The 12497-nt window shown below is 46.9% G+C and carries 11 protein-coding genes; 8 read left to right on the top strand and 3 right to left on the bottom strand.

The window, feature by feature from the left end; all coding sequences use genetic code 11:
* Positions 1–29 precede the first annotated feature (29 nt).
* Entirely contained in the window at positions 30–1355 is a 1326-nt protein-coding gene (gene argA / locus L4D12_RS15370; protein WP_428448729.1) for an amino-acid N-acetyltransferase, read from the bottom strand.
* A gap of 258 nt (positions 1356–1613) precedes the next feature.
* Here argA and L4D12_RS15365 point away from each other — a divergent pair, with 258 nt between their 5' ends.
* The 3 genes from L4D12_RS15365 to tcdA all read left to right on the top strand — a co-directional run bounded on the left by L4D12_RS15365 (position 1614) and on the right by tcdA (position 4218).
* Entirely contained in the window at positions 1614–1985 is a 372-nt protein-coding gene (locus tag L4D12_RS15365; protein WP_428448728.1) for a DUF2850 domain-containing protein, read from the top strand.
* Between the two features lie 232 nt (positions 1986–2217).
* Positions 2218–3306 carry a murein transglycosylase A gene (gene mltA, locus L4D12_RS15360; RefSeq protein ID WP_428448727.1) on the top strand — a complete coding sequence of 363 codons (1089 nt, stop codon included), beginning with the start codon at positions 2218–2220 and terminating at the stop codon, positions 3304–3306.
* 102 nt (positions 3307–3408) lie between these two features.
* The gene (gene tcdA, locus L4D12_RS15355; protein ID WP_428448726.1) at positions 3409–4218 is read left to right on the top strand and encodes a tRNA cyclic N6-threonylcarbamoyladenosine(37) synthase TcdA; all 810 of its coding nucleotides are present in this window, start codon (positions 3409–3411) and stop codon (positions 4216–4218) included.
* Positions 4219–4397: 179 nt separating this feature from the next.
* Here tcdA and csdE read toward each other — a convergent pair whose 3' ends face one another.
* The gene (csdE, locus tag L4D12_RS15350) at positions 4398–4826 is read right to left on the bottom strand and encodes a cysteine desulfurase sulfur acceptor subunit CsdE (RefSeq protein WP_428448725.1); all 429 of its coding nucleotides are present in this window, start codon (positions 4824–4826) and stop codon (positions 4398–4400) included.
* A 9-nt stretch (positions 4827–4835) separates the two neighbouring features.
* The gene (gene csdA, locus L4D12_RS15345) at positions 4836–6056 is read right to left on the bottom strand and encodes a cysteine desulfurase CsdA (RefSeq protein ID WP_428448724.1); all 1221 of its coding nucleotides are present in this window, start codon (positions 6054–6056) and stop codon (positions 4836–4838) included.
* Positions 6057–6493: 437 nt separating this feature from the next.
* On the opposite strand from csdA, the gene L4D12_RS15340 reads away from it, so the two are divergent.
* From L4D12_RS15340 to L4D12_RS15320, 5 genes are all read left to right on the top strand, one after another.
* Complete coding sequence (locus L4D12_RS15340; protein WP_428448723.1) at positions 6494–7408, top strand: transcriptional regulator GcvA; 915 nt, start codon at positions 6494–6496, stop codon at positions 7406–7408.
* 28 nt (positions 7409–7436) lie between these two features.
* Complete coding sequence (locus tag L4D12_RS15335) at positions 7437–8105, top strand: alpha/beta family hydrolase (protein ID WP_428448722.1); 669 nt, start codon at positions 7437–7439, stop codon at positions 8103–8105.
* Positions 8098–8493: a DUF423 domain-containing protein gene (locus tag L4D12_RS15330; protein WP_428448721.1), complete on the top strand. Its 396-nt coding sequence runs from the start codon at positions 8098–8100 to the stop codon at positions 8491–8493. The genes L4D12_RS15335 and L4D12_RS15330 overlap by 8 nt, the downstream gene beginning before the upstream one ends.
* A 9-nt stretch (positions 8494–8502) precedes the next feature.
* Positions 8503–9585: a 23S rRNA (cytidine(2498)-2'-O)-methyltransferase RlmM gene (gene rlmM / locus L4D12_RS15325; protein ID WP_428448720.1), complete on the top strand. Its 1083-nt coding sequence runs from the start codon at positions 8503–8505 to the stop codon at positions 9583–9585.
* A 451-nt stretch (positions 9586–10036) separates the two neighbouring features.
* On the top strand, positions 10037–12451 hold the full coding sequence (locus L4D12_RS15320) for a hypothetical protein (RefSeq protein WP_428448719.1): 2415 nt from the start codon (positions 10037–10039) through the stop codon (positions 12449–12451).
* Positions 12452–12497: the final 46 nt, after the last annotated feature.

The following is a 12497-nucleotide window of genomic DNA, read 5'->3' as shown; positions in this document are numbered from 1 at the left end:
GAATTGCTGAATCGTGTTAATGCTCGGCCTTAGAGGCCGAGCATTAAGATCTTGGAGCAGCGCTGAAAGTTATATAATGCCTTTTTAGCCATCGGCAGCTGATCGACGCAGCATTCAATAAACCCTTGTTCTCGGAACCAGTGCAGGCTGCGGGTGGTCAAGACGAAGATGGATCCGAGCCCTTGTTCTCTGGCTCGCTGACGTAGGTGACTCAGCAATACCACGCCACGATCACCATCACGAAAATCAGGGTGTACCGCCACGCACGCCATTTCGGCCATCGATTCATCAGGAAATGGGTAGAGCGCCGCGCAGCCGATGATCAATCCGTCACGGTCAATGACAGTAAATTGTTCGATTTCTTGTTCAAGCTGTTCGCGCGAACGACGCACCAAGATCCCTTCTAGTTCCAATGGGCGGATCAGTTCAAGTATCCCTCCAATATCATTAATGGTTGCCTGTCTGACTTGTTCCGCACTTTCCATCACGACCTGAGTACCAATACCTTCAAACGAGAACAGCTCTTGGATGAGGGCGCCGTCGTCTTTATAGCTGAGCAAATGACTGCGAGGAACGCCAGCTCGGCAGGCGTTGATTGCACCACGCAGGAAACGGCCGGTACCGCTGTCAGCGGCTTGTTGTTCTGTTAGCCGCAACAGGGCTTGTTCCGCTTCACGAGGGAGTATTTCAGTGAATACATTGCCATTTTCGTCCAACACCCCTTGTTCAGAGCAGAACCCAATGAGCTTATCAGCTTTTAGCTTGATCGCGAGCTGGGTGGCAATTTCTTCTGAGGTCAGGTTGAAACATTCACCAGTGACCGAGCTGGCGATCGGGCCAAGTAAGACTATGGCGCGTTGATCGAGCTGACGGTGGATCCCGGCAAAATCGATACGCCTGATCTTTCCGGTATGGGCGTAGTCAACGCCATCATCGACACCGAGTGGCTGGGCAATGATGAAATTACCGCTGACGACATTGATCTGCGCGCCAGCCATTGGGGTGTTGTTTAATCCCATCGAAAAACGTGCGGTGATATCGAGCTGCAATTGTCCTGCGGCCTGTTTGGCCAGCTCTAAAGCTTTTCCATCGGTAACCCGGATCCCTTTATGATAAGGCGTCGGATAGCCAGCCAGCTCGGTGAGGTTGGAGATTTGCGGGCGAGCACCGTAGACCAGAACAATACGTAACCCGAGGCTATTTAACAGAGCTATATCATTAACAATATGGGAGAAGTTACGGTGGGCGATTGCCTCCCCTCCGAGCATAATCACAATGGTTTTACCAATATGGGCATTGAGGTAGGGGGCTGATTGGCGGAACCCTTTTACCAGTGCAGTACTTCTGAATTTCACGGTTAACATCCTTGTCACTGAGCCATACGTGCCGCCAGTGCAATACTGGGCGTTAAAGGCACCATCCATATATAATGTTATTAATGATTATGCATTTTAAGTCAATAAAAATTCTGTTTTTGCTTGGGGAATGCCTTTATTTGAAACCTTTGTTTTGGACAGCAGATCTCGTTATGACAGTAAATCGGTGAATGCACCACGGTGCTGGCAGGGTTTTCAGGTATATTTATAGCAGTGCTTGATTATGTTGTATGAGCTATGTCTAAACAGAAGAAAAAAACAACGTTGCCAGTCCGGTTAACGTATGGATTTATTGTTGTCGTCGCAATCTATGCGGTTACATTAGGGCTATGGACAATGGGTAAGCTTGGTGGGGGGCCTGCTTCCGAGTTACTTCCTGATATCTCAGGTGTGTGGGTCGAGCAGGACGTCGCGCCATACATGGCTGATCGGTTTGAAATTCGTCCAACAGGGGTATTTGTTGATGGACGTCAGGTCAATAGTCAGTACCAATGGGATGGTCATAAACTAGAATACCGTTTGGGGGATCAACTCTACTCTTATTCGTTTGCGTCTAATCAGCTGATCCGCCAGCGACCTGCTCATTACATTTCATCATTTTCTCGCTGAAACACTTATCTCAGGTATTAGAGGGACAGAAATAGGCCCTGTATGACTCAATCATCAGCAATGCATCTGGCGGTAATTGTGAGATCACAGCCAATTAATACATGGCGCTGACATCACATATTAATCGATAAGTAAAAATGTCACTATGGTGTGATTACTCTTGGGCCTTATCCTCGAGTTAGTTACACTTTTATTCAATTTCCTTGGCTAGATAATTATTCATAGGTGTGCGGTGTTTCGTAAAGCAACGATAGCGTTTTTTATTTTGGGTTTGGCTGGGTGTGCCAGACCAACGGATCGTGGACAACAGTATCTGGATGGCAGCTTTGATCATGTTTTGAATCCGGTATCTGAATTGGTATCGGATAAAAGTCGTGATTATAGCCAGTTCAAGCAGCAGGCCGATAAGGTGATTGAACGTTCACCGTCGATGGCAGCGAAATACCAAGCTTTATACCGTCAAGTGGAAAATTGGGCGGCGCAGAGTGGCAAACCGAGTGATTTGGCTAATTATGGTATTCAGCTTGAGCAAATGGGTGGCGGTGATGGCTACGGAAACGTGATGTTTACTGGTTATTTTTCGCCTGTGATTGAGCTTCGACACCAACCCGATGACACTTATCGTTACCCCGTCTATGCGATGCCCAACTGTGGCGAGCAGTGTCCAAGTCGGGCTGAGATTTATGCCGGGGCGCTTGACGGCCAAGGATTAGAGCTCGGTTACAGTGACTCGATGCTGGATATTTTCATGATGGAAGTACAGGGCAGCGGCTTTGTTCACTATGAAGATAATAATCAACTACAGTATTTCGCTTACAATGGCAAAAACGGACAGCGTTATGTCAGTATTGGTAAGGTTTTGATTGAGCGCGGTGAAGTGCCGAAAGAAAAGATGTCATTGCAGGCTATTGATGAGTGGGTCCAGAAGCAGGATGAGGCGACGGTGCGTGAATTGCTGGAGCAAAATCCGTCTTTTGTCTTCTTCAAGCCGCAAGACAGTCTTGATGTGATGGGAACCGCAGGGATCCCGTTACAAGCCCATGCATCGGTAGCGGCGGATCGGAAATACCTACCGATGGGGAGTGTACTGTTGGCAGAAGTGCCCCAGTTGGATGCGGCCGGTAACTGGAACGGGCAGCATGTGCTGAAATTATTAATGGCGCTGGATACTGGTGGTGCGGTGAAGAAAAACCATCTCGACTTATATCATGGTATGGGTACACAGGCGGGGATTGATGCGGGTCATTACAAGCATTTTGGCCGAGTATGGAAGCTGGGGCTAGAAGGCTCGATGACTGAGCTGTCTGCGCCAGAGAAATAGTACAGGGAGAAACCCTGCTAGCGTGACTGGACAATTTTATTAAGAGTGCGTATAAATCGCACTCTTTCTTTATGAATGTTTGACACACAGCGCGGAAAAATCATGCGAGAATTAGATACCCCAGCATCAGACAATTACAACCAGCGTTTTGGCGGTACCCGTCGTCTTTATGGCAACAGCGAAGTCGAGATCTTGCGTGCGGCGCATGTTTGCGTGATTGGCATTGGTGGGGTCGGCTCGTGGGCGGCGGAAGCATTGGCGCGATCGGGCGTGGGAGAATTGACCCTGATTGATATGGATGATGTGTGCGTGACCAATATCAATCGTCAGATCCATGCCATGACAGGCACGGTGGGCCAGAGCAAAATTGAAGTGATGGCTGAGCGGATCAAGCTGATCAATCCGGACTGTCAGGTAAACCTGATTGATGATTTTATCACCCCTAACAATATCCCTGAATATATCGACAGTCGCTATGATTACATCTTGGATGCGATTGATAGCATGAAGCCAAAAGCGGCATTGCTGGCATATTGTAAGAGTAACAAGCTTAAAGTGATCACTACCGGTGGTGCTGGCGGCCAGATGGATCCAACTCAGATCCAAATTACCGATCTGACCAAGACCATCCAAGACCCACTGGCGAAGAAACTGCGTGATACTTTACGTCGCCACCATAACTTCCCGAAGAACCCCAAACGTAAGTTTGGTATTGACTGTGTGTTTTCGACTGAGCAGTTGAAATATCCACAGGCGGATGGTTCGGTATGTAATGTCAAAGCGACAGCTGAAGGACCTAAACGGATGGATTGTGCCAGCGGCTTTGGCGCGGCAACCATGGTGACCGCGACGTTTGGTTTTGTCGCAGTATCACGCATTATTCAAAAGCTGGTTGAAAAGTATAAGTCGTAGTGACGAGTGTCGAGGAAGAGCGGGTTCGAGAAACGCAAGTGCGGAATCTTACATGAAGAGCCACTAAGCCTGCTGAGTAGAATCGACATCGGACATAACAACCGATAATAAAAAGCGAGAGCCTAGGCTCTCGCTTTTTTTGTCTGTTCGGCTCGCGTTTGTATATTAACGGGGGACTGTTACGCGTTAGCCAACACCTTTATTTGTTCGACGATGGCTTTTAATCCGTTACCTCGTGATGGGCTCAGGTGGGCCATCAAGCCTAGGCTGTCAAAGTAGCCATCAATATCAAAGGCGCGAATTTGTTCGGCATCTTTTCCGTCGTAAGCGGCAAGTACTAGGGTGATCAGACCACGAACGATGCGGGCATCAGAGTCCGCGATAAAGTGAAAAATCCCCTTGTCCTGCTGGTGGGCCAGCCAGACTTGGCTTTCACAGCCGCTGATTTTGAGCTGATCTTGCTTGAGTGAATCGGGTAGTACTGGAAGTTGCTTGCCAAGCTGGATCACCGTACGGTAGCGGTCTTCCCAGCCGCTGGCAGCCGCCATTTGCGCGACAATCATGTCACTGGTAATTTCGTGGCCAAATGGATGAGTAGGCAAAGTCATGGTGTTCTCCTAAAGCAGGCTGCAGGCTTTGTGCAGCGCCGCGATAAAGCGTTCAATGTCGAGTTCAGTGTTATACAGGGCCAGTGAAACCCGTAAGGTGCCATTGATATGAAGGGCATCCATCATGGGGTGGGCACAGTGATGGCCCGCACGCAGGGCAATGCCCTGCTGATCAAGTAGGGTGGCAATATCTTGATGATGAACCCCATCAACGACAAAAGAAAACAGACTGGCATCTGGCTGCAGGCCGATGATACGCAGATCGTCAATATCCTTAATGCCGTCTAGTGCTTGCTGGCGTAAGGTGTGAATATGTTGTTCTGCAGCTTGTCGATCAATCGATTGTAACCAGAGAATAGCGGCTTCAAGTGCAAGGCTTCCTGCGACATTCGGGGTACCGGCTTCAAATTTACCTGGTAGCTGCGAAAACGTGGTGCCTTCAAACGTCACTTTCTCGACCATCTTGCCGCCGCCATGCCAAGGTGGCATCGCCTCAAGTAATGCTTGTTTGCCATAGAGCACCCCGATCCCTGCCGGAGCGTAGATCTTATGGCCGGAGAATACATAAAAATCAGCGTCTAAGCCCTGCACATCAACCACTTCGTGAGCCACCGCCTGAGCACCATCAATAACCGCTATCGCGCCAACGTCATGGGCCGCTGTGATCATCGCTTCAATTGGGTTGCGGGTACCCGTCACGTTGGTGATATGAGCAACGGCGACAATTTTGGTTTTGGCGCTGAGTAATTGGTGATAAGCGACGATATCAAGGGTGCAGTTATCATTCATCGGAATCTTAACCACTTTGGCACCAGTCTGTTCAGCGACGATTTGCCACGGCACGATATTGGCGTGGTGCTCCAGTTCACTGACGAGGATTTCATCGCCAGGCAGGAGTGTGCTGCGGGCGTAGGTCTGGGCAATCAGGTTGAGTGCCTCTGTAGCACCTCGGGTCCAAATGATTTCTTTACTGTCGTTGGCATTGATGAATGTGCGTACGGTGCTGCGGGCGTGCTCGAACCGAGCCGTTGCGGTCGCGGTGAGCTGGTGGCTACCGCGGTGAACGTTAGCATTATGACCACTGTAGTACTGTTGGATAGATTCGATAACAATGTTAGGTTTCTGGGTTGTCGCCGCACTGTCAAGGTAAACCAAGGGGTGGCCATTGCAGTCTTGCGCCAGAGCAGGGAACTGCTGGCGAATGCGATTGATATCAAATTGGGCAGTCATGGTGAGTCACATTGCTAATTAACAAAGGGGAGAGATCATGCGGTTAAATCCGGTTAAGGGCAAGTGTTTCTCCTGATGCTTTTATTGTATACCGAAGGATAGGTATGATGGGGAGTTATCTTGTTTATCTCGTGTTTGCTGGGAATGGGCTAAATTGAAGATAAAAAAAAGCACTGCGCGGCTGCGTAGTGCTAAGAATAAATTTTGACAGACAGGTCAAAAATACAGGAAGTAAAAGTGGTAGATTGACTACCTATCCGGCACAACCCGGATAATATGCAAACACAACATCGCAACAACGCGTAAGGCCAATGTGCCAGAGGGCAGAAAAACTTGGCCTTCCTCACCGTTGCGGTGCAAATAATAGGTTTTATGTGGTACTTGAACAAGGGACATTTTATAATGTTTCTCATAAAAAAAACTAATGCAGGATTGGTATGTCTAGACGTCTTCCACCGTTAAATTCACTTAAAGTGTTCGAGGCTGCCGCCCGCCACCTCAGTTTTACCCGTGCCGCTGAAGAATTATTTGTCACACAAGCAGCAGTAAGCCACCAAATAAAGGCACTTGAAGAGTTTTTGGGGCTGAAATTATTTCGTCGCCGGAATCGTTCGCTATTGCTAACGGAAGAAGGTCAAAGCTACTTTCTCGATATCAAAGACATCTTTAGTGCCATTTCTGATGCTACCGATAAGGTCTTAGAGCGGGGAGCAAAAGGGGCGTTAACCATTAGTTTACCTCCTAGTTTTGCTATCCAGTGGCTGGTGCCCCGATTGGCGGATTTCAATGAGCAACATCCAGATGTTGATGTGCGCATTAAAGCGGTTGATCTGGATGAAGGGTCTTTAACCGAAGATGTTGACGTCGCGATTTACTATGGTCGGGGTAATTGGCCGGGATTGCGTGCTGACAAACTTTATCAGGAATTCTTGCTCCCCGTTTGTTCGCCTATGTTGCTGACTGGCCCTAAGCCGTTGCGCACGCTGGCGGATCTCAAATTACACACTTTGTTGCATGATACCTCGCGTAAAGAATGGAAGAACTACGTTCGTCACCATGATATTGAAGGTACCAATGTGAATCAGGGGCCGATTTTTAGCCATTCAACCATGGTATTACAGGCTGCAGCACATGGTCAGGGGATCGCACTGGGGAACAATGTGCTGGCACAACCAGAACTTGAAGCCGGGCGTTTGGTGTGTCCGTTTGATGAAGTGCTGATGAGTAAAAATGCGTTTTATGTGGTGTGCCAAGAACGTCAGGCCGACACGGGGCGGATCAAAATATTCCGTGATTGGGTGCTGGCTAAGGCTGCCCGCGAGCAAGAAGATCTACCCGATCTTGAAGATTAACGGATATTGACAAAGTAAGGAGACCACCGTGGAATACCTCATTGATGTCCCCGAGAAGGGCGATTATCAGGCTACTTTTTTGTTTGCCCATGGTGCTGGTGCGGGGATGGGTCATTCCTTTATGACGACTGTTGCGCAGGGATTGACTGCGTATGGGATCCGGGTCGTTCGGTTTGATTTTCCGTATATGGTTAAGCGCCGCGAAGATGGCAAAAAGCGCCCTCCGGATCGCCAGCCTAAGTTGTTGCTCGATTTTCAACAGCATATTACGGCGTTTGCGTCTGAGGGAACGCTGGTGATTGGCGGCAAATCCATGGGCGGGCGGATGGCCAGCTTAATGGTCACTGATATTGCTGCTGAGTTACCCGAGGTTGAAAATTGTCAACATCTGGTGCAAGGGGTGGCTTGCCTGGGTTTTCCGTTCCATCCGCCGGGGAAGCCTGACAATTTTCGAGGTGATCATCTGCGGACTATTGGTGTCCCGACACTGATTTTGCAAGGTGAGCGCGATACCTTTGGGACCCGTGCTGAAGTGGAAAATTGGGATTATGCCGATTGCGTGAGCATCGCATTCCTGCCCGATGGTGATCATGGTTTTAAGCCACGTAAGGCGTCTGGTTATACCGAAGCTGGCAATATCGCGTTGGCAATTGAACAATTGGCTACCTTTATCAAAGAGGTATGTATCGATGGATAATTCGATTATTCGCTCACTCAGTCGTAGCCTGTTGGTTTTTGCGGCACTGAGCGGGGCTGTGACCGTCTCGCTCGGGGCCTTTGCCGCGCATGGCTTGAAGCTGCATTTGTCACCGTATTTGCTCGGGGTGTTTGAGACCGGAGTGCAGTATCAGGCATGGCACAGTCTGGCAATGATTGGCTGTGTAATATTGGCACGCATTCTTGCGTCAAAAGCGGTATTATACGCGGCCCTGTTTTTTGCAGCGGGTATTGTGTTCTTCAGCGGCAGCCTTTATGCCCTGGCGTTGACGGGCATAAAGTGGTTTGGCCCCATCACGCCGATGGGAGGTATCTGTTTTATTATTGGCTGGGTGATGCTTGCTGTTGCTGCCTGGCGATCAACTTGAGGGTTGAAAGTGAATCAAGTTCTGTTGTACTGCCGTCCCGGTTTCGAAAAAGAATGTGCCGGTGAAGTTCAAGACAAAGCAAATAAACTGGAGTTGTTTGGCTTTCCTCGGGTAAAGAATAATACCGGTTACGTGGTGTTTGAATTCTACACGCCGGGAGATGCCGATAAATTTATTCAGCTGCAGCCTTTTGCTGAGTTGATCTTTGCCCGCCAAATGATGACGGTAATGCCGTTGCTTGATAATCTGCCATCGGACGATCGCATTTCGCCGATCCTCGCCGCTGTGGCTGATTTTCCGCGTTGTGGTGATCTGCGCGTGGAAACGCCTGATACTAACGAAGCAAAAGAGCTATTGAAGTTCTGCCGTAAATTTACAGTGCCGTTGCGTCAAGCGATGCGTAAGCAAGATGTACTCTATACCAAAGACAACCCGAAGAAGCCTGTGCTGCACTTATGCTTTATCGCACCGGGTTGCTGCTATGTGGGCTATTCATACAGCCACAATAACTCTAACTTCTTCATGGGTATCCCTCGTCTGAAGTTCCCGTCTGACGCACCGAGTCGTTCGACGCTGAAGCTAGAAGAAGCATTCCATGTCTTTATTCCGCGTGAAGAGTGGGATGAGCGTTTAGCGCCGGGAATGTGGGGCGTTGACTTGGGGGCGTGCCCGGGTGGTTGGACTTATCAGCTGGTTAAGCGCTCGATGTTTGTCCATGCCATTGATAACGGTCAGATGGCAGAGAGTCTGATGAATACCGGCCAGGTTAAACATCATGAAGTGGATGGTTTTAAATTTGAGCCGCCACGTAAGAACGTGACGTGGATCGTGTGTGACATGATCGAGAAACCTGCACGTGTTGCTCACCTGATGGGTGACTGGTTGATCAAGGCATGGGCGAAAGAAGCCATTTTCAACCTGAAGCTGCCAATGAAAGGCCGTTACGATGAGGTGCTGCAGGATATTGAAAACCTGAAAGTCTACTTGATCCAAAATGGGGTGAAATTCAAGCTACAGGCTAAGCATTTGTACCATGATCGTGAAGAAATTACGGTACATATCCAACGCTTGGATAGTCGTTCTGCCTATTGAACAACAATGACAATGTGAATTCTAGATACATTTATATCTAGATAATATCTAAAAAAGGCCCATAGGGGCCTTTTTATTATCTCATCGATAATAAAGTCAAAAAATTGGCAATAGCGCCAAGATTCACTCATTAATAATGTGTTATTGCTTCCAATAAAATGTGACTAAAAAATTTACATTTTAATATCATGAATAAACATCACAATTCAAAAAAACTTAATTATCTCTTTGCTATTGGGATGCATTAATATGCTTTCAGCTAGTGACGTTTATAGATATTATTGTCAATTTAAATCTGGTTAAAAATGATGAGATATTATTTAATATTGCTGGCTTAGTAGCGATATATCGTTACTGATTATTATTATTCATGGTTATATCCCCGTTTATCTAGTTGATAGGATATGGATTATATATTTAATTCGACCCTATTCAAAAGGACACAGTATTAATGAATGTAAAAAATAAAGTAAGTAAACTTTCATTATTGGCCATTTCAATGATGGCATCAGGACTTACCTATGCCGGTGAAAGTCAGCCTGAATATATTGATATTATGAATGAGACCGCAAAAAAAATTGAGGCGCGTATTGCTGAAATTAATGGCTATGCGCAATCAAATGATTATTTATACTCTCTTGATGAGGTTGATTTTCCTCATTCTCATGTTCCCGCATTCAGCAATGGTAAGTATCTGTCGATAAACGGTATTGTCTATCCAGTTACCACGGATAATACCGTTTCAGTGCCAATGCGCCATTGGTCAGATGAAAGTGCTATGCGTAACCTTTTTAGTTTCTTAGGCGACGATTGGGAGCTAAGTTGGTACCAAGGTGGTATCACTTTCGTGAATAAGAAATTTGGTAACTACGATTACGGCAATGGGTGTTTGTTAGAATACTATCCATTGGCTGATCGTATTCCTAGCGAATATATCAATAAAGATTATAACCTTGTTCGTGAACTTGAAACCTGTTACGACAATTCAATGGGAGAGCGTCCGAAATATGAAGCTGAACGTGTGAACCCTCATCATTTTGCAGTACATGCACAGTACGCTAACTTTATTGCGATTGAAGAATATAAAAATCAGTTAATTGCAGCGCATTCACCTCGTGCTCAGTATGGTGAAATCGCTAATCCAGTGATTGGATTTTATAATGAACAAACGGGTGAAACAGATAAAATCACCGCAATTAGCAAAGGTCGTCAATACAAAGCAATAAATGATATTCGTCAGCATGGTTCACAGCTATATGTTTCAGCCATTTCTGCACATAACCGTGTTGATATTTTTGATTTGGAAACAAAAGAATATCAATATTCGCTGGGTATTAAGCTTGATGGAAGTGCCAAAATAGCGGTTACGGAACGATATATTTTTGTCACGGGTGAGAATGGTATCGCGGTATATCAAAATGTACCGGCAGAAAAGCACGAAATTAAACAAGTTGCTCCATTTGCTTATTTAGCTAACAACGGTGCTCATAGCTTGGAGTTAGTGGGAAATAAATTGCTAGCGGTTGCAGGTGCCGCTTATACCGTCTATGACTTAGCGGCTTTGTCAGAAGGTAACACTCTAGATGCTATGGTTGAAGTGCCAACTGGCTTTGCGTCGATAGATCTGAAGGGTAACCAGTTGGTTGTTAAGCAGAGTCAACGTGTTGCGATGTACGACGTCGAGAAGTTCATTGCTGATGGCTATACCTTCAAGGAAGCATCACTGGGTGTTTACGTGGTCGATGGCCAAGGAGTCAGTGCCAAAGACTTGTTGTTGACAGATAAGGGGTTTGTTTCTTTGACCGATTCTGTGACAACGCATGTACATACGGTGAATGCGGTGACGTTTACCCCGAATATTTCTGTGGCTGAAGCACAGCTGGCGTTTTCTGCTTTACCACAAGGCGCAGTGGTCAGCGACATTCTTCAAGATAATGCCACTAATGGGGCGATCTTGTCGTTGTCGGCAAATACTGCTTCTATGGTTAATGTGCGTTTGTTAGACGGGAATACTGTCGAAATCACGAACTTTACCGAGTTTGATCTGGCTGATGTGGATCTCGATATCAAAGCCAATAACCAGTACAGCTGGGCACGTTTGGCTAATCTCGATCTATTACCTGCATATACACGCATTGTATTGCCAGTCACAATGCTTAATGCAGATAAGCGTTTCAACACAGTTGAAGGTACTGGTGTGTATAACTACACCGACATGCTGAAAACCATGGCAGGTATCGCTGGCGCCTATGGTAATGAGGGGACGCAAGATGTGTTCGCCTCTCGTTTCTATACGACCACGCATAACCCAACGCTTGAGAAGCTGAAGGCGATCACCGCTAACTGGGATATCGAGTACACCGACCGAACTATTTTTGATTCGAAGGAACTGGATTGGACAGCTGAAAGTGCCAAGCGTCATATGAAATTGCTTACCAATATGAGCTACGTGATGTCGAGTGAAGAGTTCAAGCGTAAGCTGATGAACTATAAAGCGACTTATGGTCATGATATGCAACTTGGTAATACTGTTTTCAGAAGTGATAAACAGTATGCTGATTTCTTGAATGTAACCCTTGGCGAGAATAGCTTTACTAACTTCCGCAAGTTAGAAGGGGTCCAAAATCCATACGGAATAGTGAACCAAAGAGGCACTATGTTTGGCTTGTCAGATCACGAGCTGGACCGTATTGAGCGTGGTGATTTAAATGATTTTTCCCACTACATGGCTGATCAGCTAAAACGTAATTATCTTGCCGGTTGTATACCGACCCCTTGTAACTGGAAAGAGCAGCATCTTGCCAAGTTATTACTGGATGTATTTACGCAATTGGCTGATGCCGGTGAGCTGCCTTACAACCAGTAAGCCTTATTAGTCACACAGTATGATGAAGCCACTCTTTGGAGTGGCT

It is taken from the genome of Photobacterium nomapromontoriensis, from assembly GCF_050336815.1.
GTDB classification, from domain to species: Bacteria; Pseudomonadota; Gammaproteobacteria; order Enterobacterales; family Vibrionaceae; genus Photobacterium; species Photobacterium nomapromontoriensis.
The sequence above is the reverse complement of the archived record's forward strand: the minus strand, read 5'-3'. Positions and strand labels throughout refer to the sequence as shown.